Here is a 23,192-nt window from a genome sequence, read left to right on the forward strand (position 1 = left end):
TTGCCGGCATTTATTCAGCTATAAATCAGCCAGCCAACCCGACAAACATATCCTGCACGTCATCATGGTTGTCCAACCCTTCCAGGAAGGCTTCGACTTCAGCCATCTGCTCATCGGTCAAACCGCTTACCGGGTTCTTCGAGATGTAGCCCAGCTTGGCCGACAACACGGTGAACCCCTGCTCCGGCAGGGCTTTTTGCACCGCGTCGAGGTCGGTGGTTTCGGTGATGAACAAGGTGCTGCCTTCTTCTTCGCCGTCTTCAAAGTCCTGCGCACCGGCTTCGATGGCGGCCATTTCCGGGTCGGCGTCCGGGCTGTCCGGCGAGGCTTCGATCAGGCCGACGTGGTTGAAGTCCCACGCTACGGAACCGGAAGCGCCAAGCTGGCCCTTACGGAACGCCACGCGGATTTCCGCCACGGTGCGGTTGATGTTGTCGGTCACGCACTCGACGATCAGCGGCACTTGGTGCGGGGCAAAACCTTCGTAGGTCACGCGGTGGTACTGCACGGTTTCACCGAGCAGACCGGCGCCTTTCTTGATCGCGCGTTCCAGGGTTTCCTTGGGCATCGAGGCTTTTTTAGCCTGCTCGACCACCAAACGCAGGTGGGCGTTGGTCGCGGTGTCAGCGCCGTTGCGGGCGGCGATGGTGATTTCTTTCACCAACTTGCCGAAGATCTTGCCCTTGGCATTGGATGCCGCTTCTTTATGTTTGACTTTCCACTGTGCGCCCATGACTCACTCTCTTTTCGTCCATCGCGCCGAAACGTCTACTGGCCGGCGCTTTGGGGGCAGAGTTTATAGCGCAAAAACACTCTAATCCACCAAAAAACCGGCCAGGTGCCTCAGGTGCGCAAGGGTTTGATGGTGACGTCACGCTCTGGCACAAAGTCGCCGACCTGGGCCAGCACCGCGGGTCTGGCGTTCCAGTAAGGCATCAGCACCAGCGAAGAAAACAACGCCGCGCCGGCAAATACGATAAACACCGTGACCGTATCGAAGTAGCCCGGCAGCAGGCCGCCAAGGATCGCCCCCACCGAACCGCAGCCGTTCACAAAGCCTGCCGCCGTGGCGCCGGCCTTGGCGGTGCCGAAGTCGATGGCCGCCGTGCTGCTGATCATCGAGTCCGGTCCGTAAAGGGTCAGGCCCATCATAAACAGCAAGGCCATCACCAGCATCACGCTGCCGGTGTGCAGCGCGCCCATGAACAACGCCAGGGCCACGGTCAGCGCCAGCAGGCTGAGCACACAGGCCGGCATGCGCCGGGCGCCGAAGAGTTTGTCGGACGCCAGCCCGATCATGATCGGCCCCAGCAGCCCGGCCAGCTCGAACGCCGTGGGCACGATGGCCGCACCGACCTTGCCCACCGAGGGCATTTGCTCATAAACGATCACCGGCCCCCACAACAGGATCGCGTAACGCGCCGGTTTCAACAGAAAGTACGCCAGGCCCAAAGTCAGCACCGTGCGGTTACGCAGGATCGCGCGCAGCGGTTCCAGCACGCTGACCCGCTGTGCGTCGCCCGCCACGACCGGCTCCGGCTCAACCGCCGGCAAGCCGACATCCTGCGGTGTATTGCGCTGGAAGATAAAGAACAGCACGGCCACCACCGCCACCACCGCTGCACTGGAAATAAACGCCGCATGCCAAGTGCCGATCAGCGTATAGGCCCACCAGCCGGCGAAGGGCGATGCCACCAGGCCACCAAAGGCGTAGCACGAACTCCACAACCCCAGCACCCGCCCGCGTTGCTGCGACGGGAAGAAACTGCCGAGGTTCTTGCACAGCCCCGACCAGCCGGTGGACTGCGCCAGCCCCTGTATCAACATGCAACTGATAAAGATCGGCAAGGTGGCAAAGGTGCCCATCACCAACGCCGCCGCGGCGGAAATCAACAACCCGCCCAGCACCACCACCCGTGGCCCGAAGCGGTCGGCGAGCATGCCCCAGGTGAACTGCCCCACCGCATAGGCCGCCAGGTACAGGCCATCGAGGTTGGCCATCATCATTTTATCGAGGGGAAAACTGGGGTCATCGACGATGCCCAGCTTGGCCACCGAAAACGCTTTGCGAGTGAAATAGAACGCGGCGTACGCCAGCCAGGTGATGGCAAAAATCTGCACGCGCCAACGCTTGATGCTACCCGTTTGGATATTCATGGTGGTTCTGACCTCAGGTGAGTGTGCCGGCAGGATCGAGAAGCAAATGCCTGTTGTTTTTATGGTTGAGCACTGCAATGCCAGGCCCTGGAGGGCGCGGCATTGGTCAGATGGGTCCGGCTTGGCAGAACCCATGGCCACCGAGGTTGTAGGACTCAACCTTCGGCGACTGGGGCGTATCAAAGCAATGGCTGACTAATAGGTAAAATCGATTTATCGTATTTCAACTATAAGCTCAGCTTGTAAGAGGATTTGCGATGTCGGTTTCCCACGCCCAACTCAAAGCCTTCCACGCCGTGGCCGTACACGGCAGTTTCACTCAGGCCGCCGAACGCCTGTTCCTCACGCAGCCGGCGATTTCCGACCAAGTGCGCAAGCTCGAAGAACGTTTCGGCGTGCTGCTGTTTCACCGCAACAAAAGGGCCGTGCGCCTTACCGACCTGGGCGAACGCCTGCTCGGCATCACCCAGCGCCTGTTTGTGATCGAGGCCGAAGCCGAAGAGCTGCTGCAAGACTCCCGCGCCCTGCTCACCGGCACCCTCACCCTGGCCGTGGACGCGCCCGTGCATGTGTTGCCGCAGATCGCACGCTTCTGCCAGTTGTACCCAGGCATCAGCGTGAAGATCGAAACCGGCAACACCGACGAGTCGCTGTTTCGCCTGTACAACTACCAGGCCGACCTGGCCCTGCTGGGGCGCGATGTCGACGATGAACGCCTGCTGTGGTTGCCGCTGCCCGATGAGCAGTTACTCGCCTTTGTGGCACGCAACCACCCGTGGGCCGGGCGTGAATCCATCTGCCTGGCCGACCTGGATGACACACCGCTGGTGCTGCGGGAAATCGGCTCGGTCACCCGCCAGACCCTGGAGCAGGAAATGCGCCAGGCCGGGCTGCGCATCCGCCCGGCGATCCAGGTCGAAGGCCGCGAAGCCGCGCGGGAGGCGGTGGTGGTGGGGATTGGCGTGGGCGTGGTGTCGGCAGCGGAACTCGGCGCCGACTCGCGGGTGTATGCCATGCCGATCCGCGATTGCAGCCAGCGCATGAAGGAAACGCTGGTGTGCCTCAAGGAGCAGAGTTCGCGGCGGGTGGTGGCGACGTTTCTGGATATTGTGCGGGACAGTTTGCGCTGAGTTTGCAAGCTATTGTGGCGAGCAGGCTTGCCCCGCGTTGGCCTGCGAAGCAGGCCCAGTGAAGACACAGTTTTTCCCTGAAAAAACTCAGCGCCTGGTTTTGGGGCCGCTGCGCAGCCCAACGCAGGGCAAGCCTGCTCGCCACAAAGGGAGATTGGGTTGCCTCGGATACCTCAAGACGCCAACTCAAAAAACGCCTGAATCAAGCGCAACGAGCGGCGCCGCTCCAAGCAGCCGAGCATATGCCGGTTCAACAACCCATCACCCTGAATCGCCACCGCCTGCACGCGCGGGTCCTGGCTGACCTCCATCGACGACACCACGCCCACGCCCAACTCGGCCGCCACGGCCTCGGTCACCGCCTCGCGGCTATCGAGTTCCAGCAGCACCTTGGGCTGCACACCCGCGACCTCACACGCCTCATCGAAGGTACGCCGCGTGATAGAGCTGGGCTCGCGCAGCACCATGATCACCTCGTTGAGCTGTTCCAGACGAATGCCCTTGGGCAGGGCCGCCCACGGGTGGCTGGCCGGGACCAGTGCGCAAATCCGCGACTCACTCAACGGCTGCAGGTGCAGGCCATTGCGCGGTTCCACCTCCGTCAGCACCGCCACATCCGCGTGCTCGGAGAGCAGTGCCGCCAGGGTTTCCTGGGCATTGCCCAGGCGCAGGTTCACGGTGATGCCGGGGTAACGGGCACGCAGGCTGGCGATCATCGGCATCACCAGGTGCGGGCCGTCTGCCGCTACTTCCAGGCGCCCGGTGAGCAACTGTCGATTGGCTTCAAGCAGCAGCTGCGCCTCGTCCACCAGGCCGAAAATCGCCCGGGTAATCGCCGCCAGGCGCGTGCCTTCCTCGGTCAACTCCACCCGCCGGGCCGTGCGGCGCAACAGTGCGATCTGGTAGTGCTCTTCCAGGGCCTTGATATGCCCGGTCACCGCCGGCTGGCTGATGAACAACCGTGCGGCGGCACGGGTAAAGCTGCCCTCGCGGGCCACGGCATCGAATGCACGCAGTTGGAACAAATTCATAGCTATCGGCCTCACTGATAGCTTGCATAACAACAAACAATTTGATTGATGACAAGCCAAACTGCAATTTAGGCGCCGTAGCTTCACCCCCCAATGACCTTGCGAGGACTTGAGATGAGCACTGCCGCGCCGATCCTGCTGACCCCTGGCCCCTTGACCACTTCGAACCGCACCCGTCAGGCAATGATGGTGGATTGGGGGTCATGGGATGAGCGTTTCAACCAACTGACCGCCAGCGTCTGCACACAATTGCTGGCGATCCTGCACGCCACCGACAGCCACCACTGCGTGCCCCTGCAAGGCAGCGGCACCTTTGCCGTCGAAGCGGCCATTGGCACCCTGGTGCCGCGCAACGGCAAGGTACTGGTGTTGATCAACGGCGCCTACGGCAAGCGCCTGGCGAAGATCTGCGAAGTGCTCGGCCGCGATTTCAGCACCTTCGAAACCGCTGAAGACGAGCCCACCACCGCCGCCGACGTCGACCGCCTGCTGCACGCCGACCCAGCCATCACTCACGTCGCGCTGATCCACTGCGAAACCAGCACCGGCATTCTCAACCCGCTGCCGGACATCGCGCAGGTGGTTAAACAGCACGATAAACGCCTGATCATCGACGCCATGAGCTCCTTCGGCGCGCTGGCGATCGACGCTCGCGAAGTGCCGTTTGACGCGCTGATCGCCGCCTCGGGCAAGTGCCTGGAAGGCGTGCCGGGCATGGGTTTTGTCTTCGCCGACAAACAGGCACTGGCGGGCGCCCAAGGCAACTGCCATTCCCTGGCGATGGACCTGTTCGACCAGCACAGCTACATGGCCAAGACCGGTCAATGGCGCTTCACCCCGCCGACCCACGTGGTCGCCGCGCTGCACGAAGCCTTGCTGCAATACCAGGAAGAAGGCGGCCTGCCCGCGCGTCACCAACGCTACGCCGACAACTGCCAGACGCTGCTCGACGGCATGGCCGCACTCGGCCTGCGCAGCTTCCTGCCAGCTGCCATCCAGGCGCCGATCATTGTCACCTTCCATGCACCAAAAGACCCTCGCTACCAGTTCAAGGACTTCTACGAACGGGTCAAGGCCAAGGGTTTCATTCTCTACCCCGGCAAATTGACCCAGGTAGAAACCTTCCGCGTCGGCTGCATCGGCCACGTCGACGCGCAGGGCATGCAGGCGGCAGTCGAGGCGATCGGCCAGGTGCTGCAAGAAATGGAAGTGCTGGACATCTGATTGCCCCCATTACCTACAGGATTTGAACCATGAACTATCAAAACCCCAACACCCTCCAGGCCGTAATCCTCGACTGGGCCGGCACCGTGGTCGACTTCGGCTCTTTCGCGCCCACGCAGATCTTTGTCGAGGCGTTTGCCGAGTTCGACGTGCAAGTCTCCATCGAAGAAGCCCGTGGCCCGATGGGCATGGGCAAGTGGGACCATATCCGCACCCTGTGCGACCAACCGCAGGTGGCCGAACGTTACCGCAAGGCCTTCGGCCGCACGCCGACCGATGACGACGTGACCTCGATCTACCAGCGCTTCATGCCCTTGCAGATCGAGAAAATCGCCGAGCACTCGGCGCTGATCCCCGGCGCCCTCGACACTATCGCGCGCCTGCGTGTGCAAGGCATCAAGATCGGCTCCTGCTCCGGCTACCCCAAGCAGGTGATGGACAAGGTGGTCGCCCTGGCCGCTACCAACGGCTACATCGCCGACCACGTGGTCGCCACCGACGAAGTGCCCAACGGCCGCCCTTGGCCGGCCCAGGCGCTGGCCAACGTGATCGCGCTGGGCATTGACGATGTGGCGGCGTGCGTGAAGGTCGACGACACCGTGCCGGGCATCCTCGAAGGCCGTCGCGCCGGCATGTGGACCGTGGCACTGACCTGCTCCGGCAATGCGATGGGCCTGACCTATGAACAGTTTCGTGACCTGGACGCTGCCGCCCTGGCCAGTGAGCGCACACGCATCGAAAAGCTGTTCGAAGGCTCGCGCCCGCACTACCTGATCGACACCCTCAACGACCTGCCGGCGGTGATCACCGATATCAACCAGCGCCTGGCCCGCGGTGAAATGCCGCAAAGCCACTGATTGAAATCAAAACAACGGCATTTACGCCAGGCGAACCACTCGAAACCGGCATACAGTTAAAGGACTCCATCGCGAAAGAATGGAGGTATGCCCTGATGAGTGAGGAACACAGCGATGCCGTGGAAAAACGCCGATACCCGCTACAGCACCATGTCGATTGCGTTGCACTGGTTGATGGTGGTGCTGCTGGCGGTGGTTTACGCCTGCATAGAGTTACGCGGCCAGTTCCCTAAAGGCAGTGGTGCGCGAACCCTGATTGTCGAAATGCACTTTATGTTCGGCCTTACCGTGTTTGTGCTGGTGTGGCTGCGCTTGTTTGCACGCAGCCTGGGAGTCGCGCCGAAGATCGTGCCCACACCGCCGCAATGGCAGACGGTGTTGGCCACACTGATGCACGTTGCGTTGTACGCGTTGATGATCGGCATGCCGATTGCCGGCTGGCTGATTGTCAGTGCCGAAGGGCATTCGGTGATGTTTTATGGGATTGAGTTGCCGCCGTTGATTGCGGAAAACAAAGCGCTGGCCAAGGAGATTGAGAGTTGGCATGTGCTGTTCGGCAAGGTTGGTTATTGGCTGATCGGGCTGCATGCGCTGGCGGGGATCTTCCATCACTACATCCTGCGCGATAATACGGCTTTGCGAATGATGCCAGGTGGGAGCTTACGCTAGGTGGTAAAGCCTCGGCGGCCTTGCAGGCCGCCGGTGTGCACGAAAATCAGGCGGGTGCCGGGGGTGAAGCGTCCGGCCTCGATCTGTTGCTTCAACGCCAGGAGTGCCTTGCCGGTATAGAGCGGTTCAAGCGGCACGCCACAGGCTTGTTCGGTGGTATGGATAAAGTCGAGCAATACCGGATCGACCTTGGCAAAACCCCCTCGGCTCGCCTCCAGCAGCTCATAACCGCCCGGCACAATCGCCTGCACATTCTGTGCAACTCCATGATCATCCGGCACGGCCATTGCGCCATACACCGGATGCGCGCCCGCCTCGGCCAGCGCCAACCCGGCCAGCGTGGTGCCCGTCCCTGCTGCCAGCCACCACCCGTGGTAATCGTCCCAGCCCAGACGGCTCAATTGCGCCCGCACGTGCTCAACCAACACCCCGCAACCCACGGCACCCGCCAACCCGCCGCCGCCTTCGGGCACGGGATACAGATCGGGGTACTGTTCGCGCCACTGCAACCAAAAACCCGGCTCATGCCGCGCGCGATAGCCGCCATAACCCAGCCAATGCAGCTGCATGCCGAAGGCTTTGAGGTCCAGCACAGTGGGCGTGTCTTGAGGATGGCCGCGCAACAGGCCGACGGTGGTGAAACCAAAGCGTTTGCCGGCGGCCGCCAGGGCGTGCAAGTGGTTGGCGTGGGCGCCACCGAGGCTGATGATGCCCCGCGCGCCGGCGGTTTGCGCGTGGGCCAGGTGCTCGGTGAGCTTGAACCACTTGTTGCCGCTGATCAGCGGGTCGATGCGGTCCAGGCGCAGCACGGCCAACTCGACGCCGTTCAGCCAGTCGAGCTGCAACGGTTCAAGGGGTGCCTGGGGAAGCCAGTCGAAGGGGCCCATCGAGCGGTATCTGCATGAAAAAAGGGGCGGTAGTCTAACACCGCCCCTGTCGTCGTTTTACAACTCGGCCGCCAGGCGCGAACCCTGGTTGATGGCGCGCTTGGCATCCAGTTCGGCTGCCACATCGGCGCCGCCGATCAGGTGCACGTTCTGGCCGGCAGCGACCAGCCCATCCTGCAGTTCGCGCAGCGGGTCTTGCCCGGCGCAGATGACGATATTGTCGACGGCCAGCACCTGCGGCTCGCCGTCGGCGCCGATGCGGATATGCAGGCCTTCGTCATCAATCTTCAGGTACTCGACACTGTTGAGCATCTGCACCTGCTTGTTCTTCAAGCCTGTGCGGTGGATCCAGCCGGTGGTCTTGCCCAGGCCGTCGCCGACCTTGGAGGTCTTGCGTTGCAGCAGGAACACTTCACGCGCCGGTGCATGGGGTTGCGGCTTGATGCCGGCCACGCCGCCACGGGCTTGCAGCTGGGTGTCGATGCCCCACTCTTTCCAGAACGCTTCGCGGTCCAGGCTGGTGGACACGCCCGCGTGCACGAGGAACTCGCAGACGTCGAAGCCGATGCCGCCGGCGCCGATCACCGCCACGCGCTTGCCCACCGGCTTGCGCTGCAGAATCACGTCCAGGTAGCTCAGCACCTTGGCGTTATCGACGCCCGGAATCGCCGGGGTGCGCGGCGCAATGCCGGTGGCCAGGATGATCTCGTCGTAACCGCCCGCCGCCAGTTGCGCCACATCCACGCGGGTGTTGAGGCACAGCTCAACATGGGTGGTCTGCAATTTGCGCTTGAAGTAACGCAGGGTTTCGAAGAACTCTTCTTTGCCCGGCACGCGCTTGGCGATATTGAACTGGCCGCCGATCTCACTGGCCGAATCGAACAAGGTCACCTGGTGGCCGCGCTCAGCCGCCACGGTAGCCGCCGCCAGCCCCGCTGGCCCGGCGCCGACCACCGCGATTTTCTTGATCTGCTTGACCGGCAGGTAGTTCAGCTCGGTCTCGTAGCAGGCACGCGGGTTGACCAGGCAGGTGGTCAGTTTGCCGCCAAAGGTGTGGTCCAGGCAGGCCTGGTTGCAGCCGATGCAGGTATTGATTTCATCCGCGCGGCCGGCAGCAGCCTTGTTGACGAATTCCGGGTCGGCCAGGAACGGCCGCGCCATCGAGACCATGTCCGCATCGCCTTCGGCCAGAATCTGCTCGGCAATTTCCGGGGTGTTGATGCGGTTGGTGGTGATCAGCGGAATCTGCACCGCGCCACGCAGCTTGGCGGTGACTTTGCTGAACGCGCCACGTGGCACCTTGGTGGCGATGGTCGGGATACGCGCTTCGTGCCAACCGATACCGGTGTTGATAATGCTCGCACCCGCGCCTTCGATAGCCTTGGCCAGTTGCACGATCTCTTCCCAGGTGCTGCCGCCTTCCACCAGGTCGAGCATCGACAGGCGGAAGATAATGATGAAATTCGGGCCGACGGCCTCGCGCACCCGGCGTACGATTTCCACCGCCAGGCGCATGCGGTTTTCATAGCTGCCACCCCAACGGTCGGTGCGGTGGTTGGTGTGGGCGGCGAGGAACTGGTTAATGAAGTAGCCTTCGGAACCCATGATTTCCACGCCGTCGTACTCGGCCAGCTGGGCCAGCAAGGAGCAGGTGACAAAATCCTGGATCTGCTTCTCGATGCCCTCCTCGTCCAGCTCTTTGGGCTTGAACGGGTTGATCGGCGCCTGAATTGCGCTCGGGGCTACCTGCTTGGGGCTGTAGGCATAACGCCCGGCGTGGAGGATCTGCATGCAGATCTTGCCGCCGGCTTCGTGCACGGCCTGGGTCACAATCTTGTGCTTTTGCGCTTCTGCGTCGGTGGTCAGCTTGGCGGCACCGGCGTACACGCCGCCTTCATCGTTCGGGCCGATGCCACCGGTGACCATCAGGCCAACCCCGCCACGGGCGCGCTCGGCAAAATACGCGGCCATGCGTTCGAAACCGCCGGGCTTTTCTTCCAGGCCGGTGTGCATCGAGCCCATCAGGGTGCGGTTGCGCAAGGTGGTAAAACCCAGGTCCAACGGGGCCAGCAGGTGCGGGTAGGCAGCAGCGGTCATGGTACAGCTCCACAACGGATCATCACGGGACGTGGCAGGCTCGAATGGCCTGCCATCGGTTTATGTCCCACAGACTAAGAGGCGATGGACGACCGCTCAATGACCGTAACTGACAAGTTATTGATCCAAATGCACAGTGCCCCTTGGCAAGCCGGTGCATCAGCCCTACCCTAGTCGGCGAACCCTGCACACGGTCTGTTGTCTGTTGCCCCATGCGTAAACTTCTAGCGTTCACCGTCTCCATGGCCCTGGTTGCCGCCGTCGCCGCGTATCTGGTCTGGACCCAGGAGCGCCCTGTGGCGCATTACCTGTCGGACCTGCGCATCACCCTGGCCGTCAACGAAGGCGAGCCCGCCGATCGTGGCAACCTGCTGGGCATCCAACCCGAGCTGTTCCCGGCCGATTACCAGAGCCTGGAACGCCTGCACCTGAAACTCTCGGCCTACCTGCAAAAGGCCCGCGACCAAGGGTTGATCAACCCCAAAACCATCGTCGTGTTGCCGGAACATATCGGCACCTGGCTGATGCTCAGCGGCGAAAAGAACGAGCTGTACCAGGCCACCCACCTCAAGGATGCGATGAATTGGCTGTCGGCCAGCAACCCGTTGCAGTTTGCCCGCGCCTGGATCAGTGCCAAAGGCGATAACCGCATGGACGACGCCTACCTGCGCATGAAGGCACCGGCCATGGCCCGCGACTATCAAGTGCTGTTCGGTGGCCTGGCCAAAGAGTTCGGCGTGACCCTGGTGGCCGGCTCCATCGCGCTGCCCAACCCCAGTGTCAGCCAGGGCCAACTGCACATCGGCCACGGTGCGCTGTACAACGCCAGCGTGGTGTTTGCCGCCGATGGCCTGCCCATCGGCGACCCCCAGCGCCAGCTTTACCCCATTTACGATGAGCGCGGTTTTATTGCACCGGGTAACGAAAATATCGTCAGCGTGGTCGACACCCCGGCCGGGCGCCTGGGCATCCTGATCGGCAGCGACAGCTGGTACCCGGACAACTACCGCAAACTCAACGAGCAAGGTGCGCAACTGGTCGCCGTACCGGCCTTCGTCACCGGCCGCGACACTTGGGACCGGCCATGGCGCGGCTTTAAAAGCGTGTCCACGCCGCCGGAAATCAGTCTCAAGCCCGAAGAACTCAGTGAAGGCGAGGCTTCGCGCCGCCTCACCCTGATCAGCCAGCAGCCGATCAGTCAGGCCAGCGCCGGCATGAGTGTCTTTTTGCGTGGGCAGTTCTGGGACCTGGGCACCGCCGGGCACAGCTTCCTCAGCAACGACGGGCACGTCACTGCGGGCAACGACGCCCGTGGCGCGCGCCTGCTGAATATCTGGCTGTAACGCCGTGAAGCCGGTGCGCCTTGGGGATTTGTCGGTGGGCTTTGTACAGTCCCTTGCCGACGCCGTCCACAGCCATGGCCTGGACCCGCAACCGCTGCTGCTGCAATACGGCCTGGACCCGGCGCGCCTTGCCGAAGCCGGGGCGCGGTTGTCGATCCCGCGCTACATGCGCCTGGGCCACGCCGCCATCCAACTGACCGGCGACCCTGGCCTGGGCCTGCGCATGGGTCAATTGAGCCGTCTGAGCCAGGCGGGATTGGCTGGCGTCACCGCCGCACAGGCGCCCAACGTACGCGAAGCGGCGCGCGCACTGACACGGTTTGAAGCGCTGTACGGCTCCAACTATCGCGGGCAGTCGAGCTTTCACGAAGATGCCGAAGGCGCCTGGCTGCGCTTCTATTCCATCAGCCCATACAACGCCTACAACCGCTTTGTGGTGGACTCGATCATCGCTGGCTGGTTGCAGCAATTGTCGAGCCTGGCCCAACAACCGGTGCAGGCGCAGCGCATCGACATCGAATTTGAAGCCCCGGAGTACAGCGAGCAATACAGCGTGCTGGGTGATAGCCCGGTGCATTTCGGTGCCGACGCCAACCAGTTGCGCCTCAACCAGCCAACCCTGGGCCTGCGCAACCCGCAGCATTGCCCCAGCACCTGGCAGTTGTTGTTGAAATTATGTGAACAGGAGTTGGAGCAGCTCACCCGCACCCGCAGCCTGCGCGAGCGCATTACAAGGTTGCTCGGGCCGATGCTCAATGGCGGCCGGGAACCCGACCTGGAAGAAGTGGCGGCACGCCTGAAGCTGCCAACCTGGACGCTGCGGCGCAAACTGGCCGACGAAGGCACGCAGTTTCGCGCAATTCTCAACGATACCCGCCGCGATCTGGCCATGACCTACATTCGCGACACGGAACTGGCGTTCGGCGAGATCGCCTACTTGCTCGGTTTTGCTTCAGCCCAAGCCTTTCAACGGGCCTTCAGGCGGTGGAACAACCAGACCCCAGGGGAATTTCGCCGCAGTCAGCGGCATTCCGCCTGAAGTCGGTGTTACAGCTCGGTGGCGTCATCGGCCGGATCCAGCGGATCCAGTTCAAACGCGTGGTACTCCAGCAGTTCTTCCTGGTATTCGTCCATGGTGGACTCCTTGTTGGTTAAAAGCGGTTGCAGATAAATGACCTGCACAGCCAGCCTAAAGTGCCGTGATGACGAAAAAATGTCGGCGCCATGACGTTCCTGCACTTCAAGATAAAACGTAGCAGGGTTGGATCGATTTAGCACTTCGAGATCGAAGTGCGATTGCAATCATTGCAATTGCAATCACATGCCATTTTCCATTAGGGTAGGAACCTCTGTCGCCAGGAGCCTCGCCCCATGCCTGTCTCAACCGCCCAAGCCGCGCAGCGCTGTATCGATGCGCTGAGCAGTGCCGCGCCGCCTCCCGGCTCGCCGCTGTACACGGTCATGACCATGGCCAATACCCTGGAATTGAGCCGACAGGCCTGGGTGATTCGTGGCCAGTCACGCAGCCGCCTTGTGGGCAACTGGCCCAGTTGGTTTGCGCGCAATACCGGCGAAAAACCCCTGCTGTACCTGCACCGTGCAGCATCGTCGGCGCAGTTATGTGGGCTGTCCCAGGCCGCCACGCAGCGCGGCATTCTCTGCAACGACGTCGAGAACCAGCCCTCTGCCTGGCCCAGAGGCGCGCAACCGTCACTGCCATTGTGGCTGGCGACCAACCCGCACTGCACGCCCTATGACCCGGCGTCCGGCGAAGAAGCCCGGGCGATTGTGCTGGCCGGAATTCACGCGCTGTATGTCGACGGCAAGCCGGGGTTTTATTACCTCGCGCTGCATGATCAACAGCGCCCAGCGCGGCTGGATAAGCAGGATCGTGAAGAAGCGCTCAAGGGCATGTACCCGCTCCAGCGTACTCACACTGGGGAGGTGCGCTTGCTGGGTGCGGGCCGAGCGCTCGAGGACGTGACCCACGCGGCGCAATTGCTTGAACAGGATTGGGCAGTGACGGCGCAGGTATGGAGCTGCCCAAGCTACACGCGGCTGGCCCGTGAGGCAGCGGCGGCCGAGCGCTGGAATCGCCTGCACCCGATGGCCGCCCGGCAAAGCTGCCATTTGCAGGAGTGCCTGGCCGGGAGCAGCGCGCCGGTGATTGCCGTGACCGGTTATCCGCAGGTGATTGTCGATCAGTTGGCGGCGCATGTGCCGGCGCGGTTTGTCGGGTTGGGTGCAGGGTCGGTGCAGGCGTCTGCGCCCAGTCGGTATTGGATTGTGGTGTGTGCGCTGCGGGCGTTGGCCGATGAAGGCCGTATTGGTGTTGAGCAGGTCGAAACGGCGATGCGTCGGTATCCACTGTGATGGCTGGCAATACGATCAAAATGTGGGAGCGGGCTTGCTCGCGAATGCGATCTGTCAGACACATAGAGGCTGGCTGACCCACCGCATTCGCGAGCAAGCCCGCTCCCACATTGGACCCTCATCGCCTATTAGATCTTGCGTCGGCTTCGGGTTTGCACGCCCGCCTCCACCGCCAGCCCCGCCGTGCGCTCCAAGGTATCGGCAAACAGCTGGCGTTGCTCAGGCTCGATTTGCGACAGGAACAGCTCATCCACCGTGCTTTCGTAGATTTTCCACATCTGTTTACGCAACACCCGGCCGGCCTCGGTGATGGAGGCAAACGCTGCGCGGCCGTCACCGTCGGAGCGCGAACGCACCACCAGGCCGTCCTTTTCCAGACGGTCTACCAAGCGTGTGAGGTTGTAGCGCTCGATCGCCAGCACATCGGCCAACTCATGCATGCGCCGTGTGCCATCGGGGCCGCTTTCCAGGCCCCATAACGCGTCATACCAGGCGTAGGGCGGCAGGTCTGCCGCGGCCAGGCGGCGTTCGATTTCTCGGATGACCGTCCTGTGGGCCCTGACAAAACGGAACCATACATCTGGCTCTTTCGACGACATGCAACACCATCCGGGGAATTTCAAGAAGGTTGCAATAGTAGCTCATCCCGCGCTAGATTCAGCCATGTAGTTGCAATTGCAATTATATTCGCGCAACTCCCACAAGGAGCCCGCTGCTTGAAATCCGCCTACCCTGGAGCCGCACATGACCCCCAATAACGCAGTAAGACTGGACGACGATCCACAGGAAACCCGCGAGTGGCTGGAGTCCATCGAATCGGTGCTGTCCACCGAAGGCCGCCCACGTGCCCACTACCTGATAGATCAGTTGCTGGATTTCGACGTTGCGCGCCATGGTGACTTCTACGGGCGGGTGACCACGCCTTACGTCAACACCATCGCGGTTGACCGCCAACTGCCCTACCCCGGCAACCTGGCCATCGAGCGGCGCACCAATGCGTTTATTCGCTGGAATGCCATGGCGATGGTGCTGCGTGCGGGTAAACACTCGGGTGTCGGTGGGCATATTGCGACCTACGCGTCGGCCGCCGTCCTGTACGACGTAGGTTTCGACCACTTCTTCCGTGGCCGAACCGATACCTTCGACGGCGATCTGGTGTACATCCAGGGCCACTCCTCCCCGGGCATTTACGGCCGCGCCTACCTCGAAGGCCGCATCAGCGAAGCGCAGCTGGACAACTTCCGCCGCGAGGCCGGTGGCGAGGGCTTGTCCTCCTACCCGCACCCACGGCTGATGCCGGACTTCTGGCAGTTCCCGACAGTATCGATGGGCCTGGGCCCGATTACCGCCGCCTACCAGGCGCGCTTTATGCGCTACCTGGAGTTCCGCGACCTCAAGCCACACCAAGGCCGCAAGGTGTGGGCATTCCTGGGCGACGGCGAAATGGACCAGCCGGAATCCCTGGCGGCCATCTCCCTGGCCGGCCGCGAGAAGCTCGACAACCTGATCTTTGTGGTCAACTGCAACCTGCAGCGCCTGGACGGCCCGGTGCGTGGCAATGCCAAGGTGATCCAGGAGTTCGAAAGCCTGTACCGCGCCGCCGGCTGGAATGTGATCAAGGTGATCTGGGGCGGCGGCTGGGATGCGCTGCTGGAAAAGGACCAGAGCGGCCTGTTGCGCCAACGCATGATGGAGTGCGTGGACGGCGACTACCAGAACTACAAATCCCAGAACGGCGCCTATGTGCGTGAACATTTCTTCGGCAAATACCCGCAATTACTGGCGCTGGTTGCCGACATGTCCGACGACGATATCTGGAAACTCTCACGCGGTGGCCACGACCCGGACAAGGTCTACAACGCCTACGCCGCTGCCGTGCGCCACAAGGGCCAACCGACGGTGATCCTGGCCAAAACCGTCAAGGGTTTCGGCATGGGCGAAGCAGGCGAAGGCCAGAACATCAATCACCAGTTGAAGAAGATGGGCGCTGATGCCGTAAAAGCCTTTCGCGACCGCTTCGGCCTGGAAGTCGCCGATGACCAGCTCGACGAAATCCCTTACCTCAAGCCCGCTGCCGACAGCGAAGAAGCCCGTTACTTCGCCGCCCGCCGCCAGGCGTTGGGCGGCTATGTGCCAGCACGACACACTGCGGTGCAAGCGTTGCAGATTCCCGAACTGAGCGCGTTTGCCACCCAACTCAAAGACACCGGCGAGCGTGCCATCTCCACCACCATGGCGTTTGTGCGCATCCTCGGCACGCTGTTGAAAGACCCGCACCTGGGCAAGCTGATCGTACCCATCGTGCCGGACGAGTCGCGCACCTTCGGCATGGAGAGCCTGTTCCGCCAGATCGGCATTCACTCCGCCGTCGGCCAGCTCTATACCCCACAAGACGCCGGGCAATTGAGCTACTACAAAGAGAGCAAAGACGGACAGATCATGCAGGAAGGCCTGAATGAATCCGGGGCCATTTCTTCGTGGATTGCGGCGAGCACGTCCTACAGCAATCACGGCTTGATGACCGTGCCGTTCTACATTTTCTATTCGATGTTCGGTTTCCAGCGCGTCGGCGACCTGGCCTGGGCCGCCGGCGATGCCCGCGCTCGCGGCTTTCTGCTGGGCGCCACGGCCGGCCGCACCACGCTGATGGGCGAAGGCTTGCAGCATGACGACGGCCACAGCCACATCCTGGCGTCGGTGATCCCCTGCTGCGTCGCCTATGACCCGACCTTTGCCTACGAGCTGGCGGTGATCATTCGCGAAGGCATGCGGCGCATGTACGTCGAACAGGAGGACATTTACTACTACATCACCCTGCTCAACGAAAACTACCCGCACCCGGCCATGCCCGAAGGCGCGGAAGACGGGATTCTCAAAGGCTTGTATCCGCTGAGCACGCACCCCCAGGCACAGGTGCAATTGATGGGCAGCGGCTCGATCCTGCGCGAGGTGATTGGCGCAGCGCAACTGCTCGACAAGGACTTTGGCGTAGCCAGTAATGTCTGGAGCGCCACCAGCCTGACCGAATTGCGCCGCGACGGGCACGCGGTAGAGCGCTGGAACCTGCTGCACCCGCAGGACGAACCGCGCGCGAGCTACGTCGAAACCAGCTTGGCCGGACACAGCGGGCCGGTGGTGGTGGCGACGGACTATATGAAGTTATTCGCCGACCAGATCCGCCCGTTTGTACACGGCCGCCGTTTTGTGGCGCTGGGCACCGATGGCTTTGGGCAATCGGACACCCGCGAAACCCTGCGCGAATTCTTTGAGGTGGACCGCCACTTCATCGTGTTGGCGGCGCTGAAGGCGCTGGCCGATGACGGCGTGATCGGGCGTGACAAGGTGAGCGAGGCCATCAGCCGCTACGGGATCAACGTCGACAAGACGAACCCCGTAGCGGTCTGAGTTACTGCCCAGGCGTCGGCAGTGGTGGAATCGCCTCTGTCGGCGCTGGCAGGTTCGGGTTGGTCGGCGCAGGCGCTGGTTCCGCAGCCGGTGCAGGTGCTGGCGCAGTGGTCGGCGCAGTGGTCGGCGCTGGCTCGGCCTGTGGCGAAATCGGTGCCGCCTCTGGCGGCGGTGCCAGCGGTTCCGACACGGCGGGCGCTACCGATGCGTCCTTGGGCGCGTCGACCTTATCGGTCGGCGCAGCCTTATCGGTCGGCGCTACCTTATCGGCAGGCGCAGGCTTATCAGCAGGCGCAGCCGCTTTCGGCTCCGGCACGCCCAGCTCAGCCTTGGGCTTCTCTGAAATATGTTCGGCCGCCTTCACGTCCTGGGGCAGGAACACATCCACCAGCGAGAAGTAGCGATCGTAAAACTTTGGTGCCGTCACCGTCTCGCTGGCCACCTTGACCATCGAATCATCGGTTGAGCCGATCGGCATCGACACCGAGCCCAACACACCCACGCCGAGGCTGGCGGAGTTGTTGACCTTCTTCAGCGCGTAGCGGTCCTGCAAGGCGTTGGCGAACATGGTTGAGTGCTTGGCGCCTTTGCCATCATCGGCACACACCACGTTGAAGCTGATTTGCAGATGGGTTTCGCCGGTCTGCTGGAAGCTCTTGTTACCCACCACCAGCTTGGGGTCGCTGCTGGTGATGATGTAACCCTGGCTCAACAGCGCACGTCGCGCCGCTTCACAGGCCGCCACGTCGCTGACCGGGTAATCACGGGAGAACGTGCCGGAGTCGTCGAAATTTTCATGTTCATAAATAGCGGTCTTGGGTGACGAGCAGCCCGCAGCGCCCGCCAGCACCAGCGCCAACCCGAGGCTACGCAAGTGAAATGATGTCGACATCGAAAATCCTGAGGAAAACAGTCAGGGCGCTATTGTGCAACAGAACGCAGGGTTGGCGCGCACATTCCTGTCGGTAAAACGTCACAGCGTTATTACACCACCTGCGCAGGGAAAAGCCCGGCAGACATATGGTCGATAAACACCCGCAGCTTGGCCGAGGCGAAGCGACTTGAGGGCCACAGCATCCAGAAACTGCCACGGTGGACCAGATGTTCATCCAGCACCCGTTGCAGACGCCCCTGGCGCACCGCCTCCTTGACCATAAAGTCCGGCAGGCAGGCGATGCCCAACCCTTCGTGCACCACATAGCTGAGGGACTCGATGGTGGTGCTGACCAGCGGCGCACGCAGCACCGGCTCCGCCACGCCCGGCACCGGGCGCAGTGGCCAGGGCTCCAGCTTGCCGGTGGCGCAGAACTTGTGGCGCAGGCAGGCATGGCCGCTCAAATCCTGCGGCTGTTGCGGCGTGCCATGCTGGGCCAGGTAACCCGGCGTGGCCACCAGGACCAGTTGATAATGCCCCAGACGACGTGCCATCAGCCGTGAATCTTCCGGCTTGCCGGTGCGAATCACCGCATCAAAACCTTCCTCGATCACGTCGACCATGCGATCGGAGAAGTCCACATCCAGTTCAATGTCCGGGTAGGCGCGCATAAAGTCGCTGAGCACCGGCATCAACAGGCCACGCACTTGCGGCAAGCTGATGCGCAATGTACCTCGGGGCGTGGCGCCGGCCTCGGTCAACTCCTGCTCGGCCGCTTCCACCTCGGCCAGAATCCGTCGCGAGCGCTCCAGGAACAGCGCGCCTTCGCCGGTCAGGGTGACGCTGCGTGTGCTGCGATGAAACAGCCGCACGCCCAGGCGTTCTTCCATGCGCGCGATGCTTTTGCCCACGGCCGAAGACGACACCCCCAGCACGCGGCCAGCAGCGGTAAAGCTGCGGGTTTCCGCAACCTGCACGAACACCGCAAGGCTACTCAGACTGTCCATCGCCCATCCTTATCGATTGCGGACTTTGATGTCCGATAAGTTCGGAACCTTAGCCTGTTTTTCCGCAACCCACAGCCCCCTACTCTGCCTCCTGACCTTTTGCATGGAGACGGAACATGAGCGACTGCCCCCCGATTACCAACCCGGCCGTCACGACCGTAAAGGACGCACTGCCCCTCGGCGGGTTGCTGGCCTTGGCGTGTGCCGGGTTTATCACGATTCTGACCGAGGCCATGCCGGCCGGGCTGCTGCCGCAAATGAGCGAAGGGCTGCAGGTTTCGCAGGCGTTGGTCGGCCAACTGGTGACCCTGTATGCCCTCGGTTCATTGCTCGCGGCCATTCCCCTGACCTTATTGACCCAAGGCTGGCGGCGGCGTCCGTTGCTGCTGATTGCCATCGGCGGCTTTGCCCTGGTCAACAGCGTCACGGCACTCTCCACCCATTACGGGCTGACCCTGGTTGCGCGGTTTTTTGCCGGCGTATTCGCCGGGTTGCTTTGGGCGTTGCTGGCCGGGTATGCCAGCCGGATGGTGGCCCCGCGTCTGCAAGGCCGGGCGATTGCTGTGGCCATGCTCGGCGCACCGCTGGCGTTGTCGCTGGGTGTACCCGCCGGCACTTTCCTCGGCACTGCGGTGGGCTGGCGCCTGAGCTTTGCGATCATGACCGGGCTGACGCTGTTGCTGCTGGTGTGGGCACGCTGGCAACTGCCGGATTTCGCCGGGCAAGCGGCGCAACAGCGCTTGGGTTTGCGCCAAGTGTTTAACCTGCCGGGCATTCGTCCGGTGCTGTGGGTGACGTTTACCTACGTACTGGCGCACAACATTCTGTACACCTACATCGCCCCACTGCTGGTGCCTGCCGGGTTAGAAGCCAACATCGACCGGATCTTGCTGGTGTTTGGTCTCGCGGCCTTGCTGAGCATCTGGCTGACGGGCGTGCTGATTGATCAACACCTGCGGCGCCTGCTGATCATCAGTTGCGTGATGTTCGCGCTAGCGGCCCTGGCACTGGGCGTGTGGATGACCTCCGCCGGTGCGGTGTATGCCAGCGTGGCGCTGTGGGGCCTGGCCTTTGGTGGCTTGCCGGCACTGCTGCAGACGGCGCTGGCCAAGTCTGCCGGTGACTCGGCCGATGCCGCGCAATCGATGCTGGTGACGGTGTGGAACCTGGGGATTGCCGGCGGCGGGCTGGCGGGCGGCCTGTTGCTGCAAACATCGGGGGTTGGGGTGTTCCCCTGGGCGGTGGGCGGATTGGTGCTGTTGGCATTGGCGCCGACACGGCGCATCGCGAGGACAAGCGCTGGATATACGGTTAACCTTGAAACACCCTGAAACTTATTCGGAATTCACCTGGGTGATCAAACCGTTCATTTCACTGCGCCGCCGCTTTACCTCACTGCGCTGGCGCACCCGGATCACCCTGTGGGCCGGCGCCACCATCGCCGGGCTGATGGTGGTGATGTTTGCGCGCCTGGCTGACGTGGCGCTCACTCAATTCGCCGAGCAATCCAGCGCCCATCCGTGGCTGCCCTTTCTCTATACACCGCTGGTGGGCATGCTGGTGGTGTGGCTGACCACGCGCTTTTTTGCCGGTGCCCAAGGCAGCGGCATTCCCCAGGTCATCGCTGCCACCCGCCTGGCTAACAAGGGGCAGGACGTCAGCAGGCTGGTGTCCTTGCGTATCGCCTTCGCCAAGATAGGCCTCGGTACATTGGCGTTGACCGGCGGTTTTTCCGCCGGGCGCGAAGGGCCGTCCGTGCAGGTGGCGGCGTCGATCATGCACTTCTTCCATCGCTACCTGCCCAATGCCCGCATCATCCGCAGCGAAGACTTGATCCTGGCCGGCGGCGCTGCCGGTATCGCCGCTGCGTTCAATACGCCGTTGGCCGGCATCGCCTTCGCAGTCGAAGAGTTGGGGCGCAAGCTCGAAACCCGCACCAGCGGTGTCTTGCTCAGCACGATTATTTTATCGGGGATGGTCGCCATCGCCCTGCAGGGCAATTACAACTATTTCGGCCATCTGGACGTTGAGGAGATCAAACTCGACATCATTATTCCGGTGCTGGCGGCAGGCATCGGCTGCGGCCTGCTCGGCGGGCTGTTCAGCCGCATGCTGCTGTGGCCCCAGCGCCACCACAGGTTTGTAGTCTGGGAATGGCGGCGTGCGCACCCGGTGTGGTTCGCCGGGGCGTGTGGGCTGGTAGTGGCAATCCTGGGCTGGCTCAGCGGCGGAATGTCCTTCGGCAGCGGCTACGGGATTACTTCGCAGATCATTGCTGCCGATGTCGGCTTGCCGTGGCATGCGCCGGTCACGCGTTTCCTGGCCACGGTGGTCACCTATTTTTCCGGGATTCCCGGCGGCATCTTTGCCCCGTCGCTGGCCGTCGGCGCGGCCGTGGGCGCCAACGCAGCCGAGTTCTTCGCGCTGGCAGCGCAACCGACCATTGCGCTGTGCATGGTGGGCTTTCTGGCGGCCGTGACCCAATCGCCGATCACCTCGGCAATCATCGTGATGGAGATGATCGACAGCCACGGGATGGTGATCAGCCTGATGGCGGTGGCGCTGATTGCCAAGGCCGTCAGCTCGCGAATGGGGCCGGAGTTGTACCAGCAATTGGCGCGCGGTTTTCTGCTACCGCCGACAAAAAGCCCGTAACCCTGACAACATTGTTTACAACTTATTCATCAACTTCCTATCATCGCTCTGGGTGCGTGACTGCATAGGGCACAACGCAGGTTAAAGCAAAGCATTGGTCGGGCCGCCAATGGAGACTTGTCGTGCCCAAAAAACACCCTGCCATCCCTCGTCCCCAGGCCTTGACCGAGGGCGCACTGTCGGCTCTTGAGCGGTTTTCACACATTGAGGCGGTCAGCGGCATCGTCCTGCTGCTGGCGGCCATTGCTGCGCTGATCTGGGCCAACAGCCCCGCCGCCGCGTCCTATGAACACTTCTGGAACACCCCGATCACCCTCGGGATGGGCGACTTCAGTGTGTCGCGCTCACTGCACTTTCTGGTCAACGACGGCCTGATGACCATCTTCTTCCTGGTGGTTGGCGCCGAGATACGCCAGGAAATAAAGGACGGCGCACTCGCCAACCTGAAACTTGCGACCCTGCCGCTGGGCGCCGCACTGGGTGGCGTATTGATGCCCGCCATCCTCTACACTGCGCTCAATCATGGCACCGCCGCCGCCAGTGGCTGGGCCGTGCCTACCGCCACCGACATTGCCTTTGCCGTCGGCGTGCTGGCGCTGTTGGGCAAATCGATCCCCAGCGGTGTGCGTGTGTTGCTGCTGGCACTGGCCATCATCGATGACATCGTGGCGATCCTGATCATTGCCGTGTTCTTCACTGCCAGCCTGGACTACATGGGCCTGGTGGTGGCCGCAGGCGGTTTGGCCTTAGTGCTGGTGTTCCAGCGGATGGGCATCAGCAAGGCGGCGATCTATCTGCTGCCGGGGGCGATTGTCTGGTTCGGCCTGCTCAAGACCGGCGTGCACCCGACCCTCGCCGGGGTGATCTTGGGCCTGATGACGCCGGTGAGTTCCAAACCGACCACCGAACGCCCCCTGGACACCATCGGACGTACCTTCAACGAGCTGATGGATCGCCTTTCGCAACCGGCCGACGACGCGCACCAGGTCGCCAGGCCGCTCAAGCAACTGCGCGAAGCCCAACGTGAGCTGATGCCGCCGGTGCAGCGCGTGCAATCGGCGTTGCACCCGTGGGTCGCGTTCGGCGTGATGCCGCTGTTCGCCCTGGCCAATGCCGGTGTGAGCCTACAGGGCTTGAACCTTGAGCACCCGCTGCCCCACGGCGTGTTTATGGGCGTGATCGTCGCCTTGGTGATCGGCAAGCCGTTGGGCGTGATGCTGGCGAGTGTCACGCTGGTCAAACTCAATATCTGCAAGCTGCCCGACGGTGTCACCTGGAGCGGTGTCGGCCTGGTCGGCCTGCTGGCGGGGATTGGTTTTACCATGTCGATCTTTATCTCGTCCCTGGCCTTCTCCGACCCGGAACTCCTGGCAGCGGCCAAACTGAGTGTGCTGACGGCGTCGACCGTGGCAGCGGTGATTGGGTTGAGCTGGGGCAAACTGAAGTTCTGAGCCGGTCTGCGCGGCCCGCTTTCTGCACTTGC

The 23,192-nt window shown here is 62.5% G+C and carries 20 protein-coding genes; 11 read left to right on the forward strand and 9 right to left on the reverse strand.

Annotated features, from left to right (window positions below):
* Positions 1-25: 25 nt before the first annotated feature.
* Positions 26-733, reverse strand: coding sequence for a YebC/PmpR family DNA-binding transcriptional regulator (locus BFP92_RS22085; RefSeq protein WP_056858461.1), 708 nt, complete (start codon positions 731-733; stop codon positions 26-28).
* Between the two features lie 110 nt (positions 734-843).
* Complete coding sequence (locus tag BFP92_RS22090) at positions 844-2,157, reverse strand: MFS transporter (protein WP_065931090.1); 1,314 nt, start codon at positions 2,155-2,157, stop codon at positions 844-846.
* 257 nt (positions 2,158-2,414) lie between these two features.
* Between BFP92_RS22090 and BFP92_RS22100 the strand changes: the two genes are divergently transcribed.
* Positions 2,415-3,287 carry a LysR substrate-binding domain-containing protein gene (locus tag BFP92_RS22100; RefSeq protein WP_065931091.1) on the forward strand — a complete coding sequence of 291 codons (873 nt, stop codon included), beginning with the start codon at positions 2,415-2,417 and terminating at the stop codon, positions 3,285-3,287.
* A 173-nt stretch (positions 3,288-3,460) separates the two neighbouring features.
* On the opposite strand, the gene BFP92_RS22105 is transcribed toward BFP92_RS22100, so the two are convergent.
* Positions 3,461-4,318: a LysR substrate-binding domain-containing protein gene (locus BFP92_RS22105; RefSeq protein ID WP_065931092.1), complete on the reverse strand. Its 858-nt coding sequence runs from the start codon at positions 4,316-4,318 to the stop codon at positions 3,461-3,463.
* Between the two features lie 114 nt (positions 4,319-4,432).
* On the opposite strand from BFP92_RS22105, the gene BFP92_RS22110 reads away from it, so the two are divergent.
* The 3 genes from BFP92_RS22110 to BFP92_RS22120 all read left to right on the forward strand — a co-directional run bounded on the left by BFP92_RS22110 (position 4,433) and on the right by BFP92_RS22120 (position 7,068).
* Positions 4,433-5,542, forward strand: coding sequence for a 2-aminoethylphosphonate--pyruvate transaminase (locus BFP92_RS22110; protein WP_065931093.1), 1,110 nt, complete (start codon positions 4,433-4,435; stop codon positions 5,540-5,542).
* A gap of 29 nt (positions 5,543-5,571) precedes the next feature.
* On the forward strand, positions 5,572-6,399 hold the full coding sequence (gene phnX / locus BFP92_RS22115) for a phosphonoacetaldehyde hydrolase (protein ID WP_065931094.1): 828 nt from the start codon (positions 5,572-5,574) through the stop codon (positions 6,397-6,399).
* Between the two features lie 114 nt (positions 6,400-6,513).
* Positions 6,514-7,068 carry a cytochrome b gene (locus BFP92_RS22120; RefSeq protein ID WP_065931095.1) on the forward strand — a complete coding sequence of 185 codons (555 nt, stop codon included), beginning with the start codon at positions 6,514-6,516 and terminating at the stop codon, positions 7,066-7,068.
* Here BFP92_RS22120 and BFP92_RS22125 read toward each other — a convergent pair.
* A complete protein-coding gene (locus tag BFP92_RS22125; protein ID WP_065931096.1) occupies positions 7,065-7,955 on the reverse strand; it encodes a 1-aminocyclopropane-1-carboxylate deaminase/D-cysteine desulfhydrase in 891 nt (296 codons plus the stop codon). The genes BFP92_RS22120 and BFP92_RS22125 overlap by 4 nt on opposite strands.
* Positions 7,956-8,012: 57 nt before the next feature.
* The gene (locus tag BFP92_RS22130) at positions 8,013-10,052 is read right to left on the reverse strand and encodes an NADPH-dependent 2,4-dienoyl-CoA reductase (RefSeq protein ID WP_065931097.1); all 2,040 of its coding nucleotides are present in this window, start codon (positions 10,050-10,052) and stop codon (positions 8,013-8,015) included.
* Positions 10,053-10,264: 212 nt separating this feature from the next.
* Here BFP92_RS22130 and BFP92_RS22135 point away from each other — a divergent pair, with 212 nt between their 5' ends.
* Both BFP92_RS22135 and BFP92_RS22140 read left to right on the forward strand, forming a co-directional pair.
* Positions 10,265-11,395, forward strand: a complete 1,131-nt coding sequence (locus BFP92_RS22135) for a carbon-nitrogen hydrolase family protein (RefSeq protein WP_065931098.1) — start codon at positions 10,265-10,267, stop codon at positions 11,393-11,395.
* 4 nt (positions 11,396-11,399) lie between these two features.
* Positions 11,400-12,434 (forward strand): AraC family transcriptional regulator, encoded by a 1,035-nt coding sequence (locus BFP92_RS22140; RefSeq protein ID WP_065931099.1) that lies wholly within the window; start codon positions 11,400-11,402, stop codon positions 12,432-12,434.
* 8 nt (positions 12,435-12,442) lie between these two features.
* Here the strand turns inward: BFP92_RS22140 and BFP92_RS32310 are convergent, their stop codons facing one another.
* Positions 12,443-12,577 (reverse strand): hypothetical protein, encoded by a 135-nt coding sequence (locus BFP92_RS32310; protein ID WP_256122283.1) that lies wholly within the window; start codon positions 12,575-12,577, stop codon positions 12,443-12,445.
* A 189-nt stretch (positions 12,578-12,766) separates the two neighbouring features.
* On the opposite strand from BFP92_RS32310, the gene BFP92_RS22145 reads away from it, so the two are divergent.
* On the forward strand, positions 12,767-13,768 hold the full coding sequence (locus tag BFP92_RS22145; RefSeq protein WP_065931100.1) for a transketolase-like TK C-terminal-containing protein: 1,002 nt from the start codon (positions 12,767-12,769) through the stop codon (positions 13,766-13,768).
* Positions 13,769-13,896: 128 nt separating this feature from the next.
* Here BFP92_RS22145 and BFP92_RS22150 read toward each other — a convergent pair whose 3' ends face one another.
* The gene (locus BFP92_RS22150) at positions 13,897-14,367 is read right to left on the reverse strand and encodes a MarR family winged helix-turn-helix transcriptional regulator (protein ID WP_065931101.1); all 471 of its coding nucleotides are present in this window, start codon (positions 14,365-14,367) and stop codon (positions 13,897-13,899) included.
* A 145-nt stretch (positions 14,368-14,512) separates the two neighbouring features.
* On the opposite strand from BFP92_RS22150, the gene aceE reads away from it, so the two are divergent.
* Positions 14,513-17,173: a pyruvate dehydrogenase (acetyl-transferring), homodimeric type gene (gene aceE / locus BFP92_RS22155; RefSeq protein ID WP_065931102.1), complete on the forward strand. Its 2,661-nt coding sequence runs from the start codon at positions 14,513-14,515 to the stop codon at positions 17,171-17,173.
* A 1-nt stretch (position 17,174) separates the two neighbouring features.
* Here aceE and BFP92_RS22160 read toward each other — a convergent pair whose 3' ends face one another.
* Positions 17,175-18,065, reverse strand: a complete 891-nt coding sequence (locus BFP92_RS22160) for a DUF2242 domain-containing protein (RefSeq protein WP_065931103.1) — start codon at positions 18,063-18,065, stop codon at positions 17,175-17,177.
* 92 nt (positions 18,066-18,157) lie between these two features.
* Positions 18,158-19,054 carry a LysR family transcriptional regulator gene (locus tag BFP92_RS22165; protein WP_065931104.1) on the reverse strand — a complete coding sequence of 299 codons (897 nt, stop codon included), beginning with the start codon at positions 19,052-19,054 and terminating at the stop codon, positions 18,158-18,160.
* Between the two features lie 116 nt (positions 19,055-19,170).
* Between BFP92_RS22165 and BFP92_RS22170 the strand changes: the two genes are divergently transcribed.
* The 3 genes from BFP92_RS22170 (at position 19,171) to nhaA (ending at position 23,160) form a co-directional block, all read left to right on the forward strand.
* The gene (locus tag BFP92_RS22170; protein ID WP_065931105.1) at positions 19,171-20,385 is read left to right on the forward strand and encodes an MFS transporter; all 1,215 of its coding nucleotides are present in this window, start codon (positions 19,171-19,173) and stop codon (positions 20,383-20,385) included.
* A 22-nt stretch (positions 20,386-20,407) separates the two neighbouring features.
* Complete coding sequence (locus tag BFP92_RS22175; protein ID WP_065931186.1) at positions 20,408-21,709, forward strand: chloride channel protein; 1,302 nt, start codon at positions 20,408-20,410, stop codon at positions 21,707-21,709.
* Positions 21,710-21,831: 122 nt separating this feature from the next.
* Positions 21,832-23,160: a Na+/H+ antiporter NhaA gene (nhaA, locus tag BFP92_RS22180; RefSeq protein ID WP_065931106.1), complete on the forward strand. Its 1,329-nt coding sequence runs from the start codon at positions 21,832-21,834 to the stop codon at positions 23,158-23,160.
* Positions 23,161-23,192: the final 32 nt, after the last annotated feature.

This window comes from Pseudomonas sp. 58 R 3 (assembly GCF_900006605.1).
GTDB classification, from domain to species: domain Bacteria; phylum Pseudomonadota; class Gammaproteobacteria; order Pseudomonadales; family Pseudomonadaceae; genus Aquipseudomonas; species Aquipseudomonas salomonii.

Coding starts and splice junctions, on each gene's coding strand:
- BFP92_RS22105 (WP_065931092.1), bottom strand. CDS start 4,318: ATGAATTTGTTCCAACTGCGTGCATTCGATGCCGTGGCCCGCGAGGGC.
- BFP92_RS22170 (WP_065931105.1), top strand. CDS start 19,171: ATGAGCGACTGCCCCCCGATTACCAACCCGGCCGTCACGACCGTAAAG.
- BFP92_RS22120 (WP_065931095.1), top strand. CDS start 6,514: ATGCCGTGGAAAAACGCCGATACCCGCTACAGCACCATGTCGATTGCG.
- phnX (WP_065931094.1), top strand. CDS start 5,572: ATGAACTATCAAAACCCCAACACCCTCCAGGCCGTAATCCTCGACTGG.
- BFP92_RS22150 (WP_065931101.1), bottom strand. CDS start 14,367: ATGTCGTCGAAAGAGCCAGATGTATGGTTCCGTTTTGTCAGGGCCCAC.
- BFP92_RS22160 (WP_065931103.1), bottom strand. CDS start 18,065: ATGTCGACATCATTTCACTTGCGTAGCCTCGGGTTGGCGCTGGTGCTG.
- BFP92_RS22100 (WP_065931091.1), top strand. CDS start 2,415: ATGTCGGTTTCCCACGCCCAACTCAAAGCCTTCCACGCCGTGGCCGTA.
- aceE (WP_065931102.1), top strand. CDS start 14,513: ATGACCCCCAATAACGCAGTAAGACTGGACGACGATCCACAGGAAACC.
- BFP92_RS22125 (WP_065931096.1), bottom strand. CDS start 7,955: ATGGGCCCCTTCGACTGGCTTCCCCAGGCACCCCTTGAACCGTTGCAG.
- BFP92_RS22090 (WP_065931090.1), bottom strand. CDS start 2,157: ATGAATATCCAAACGGGTAGCATCAAGCGTTGGCGCGTGCAGATTTTT.
- BFP92_RS22135 (WP_065931098.1), top strand. CDS start 10,265: ATGCGTAAACTTCTAGCGTTCACCGTCTCCATGGCCCTGGTTGCCGCC.
- BFP92_RS22145 (WP_065931100.1), top strand. CDS start 12,767: ATGCCTGTCTCAACCGCCCAAGCCGCGCAGCGCTGTATCGATGCGCTG.
- BFP92_RS22085 (WP_056858461.1), bottom strand. CDS start 733: ATGGGCGCACAGTGGAAAGTCAAACATAAAGAAGCGGCATCCAATGCC.
- BFP92_RS22110 (WP_065931093.1), top strand. CDS start 4,433: ATGAGCACTGCCGCGCCGATCCTGCTGACCCCTGGCCCCTTGACCACT.
- BFP92_RS22130 (WP_065931097.1), bottom strand. CDS start 10,052: ATGACCGCTGCTGCCTACCCGCACCTGCTGGCCCCGTTGGACCTGGGT.
- BFP92_RS22165 (WP_065931104.1), bottom strand. CDS start 19,054: ATGGACAGTCTGAGTAGCCTTGCGGTGTTCGTGCAGGTTGCGGAAACC.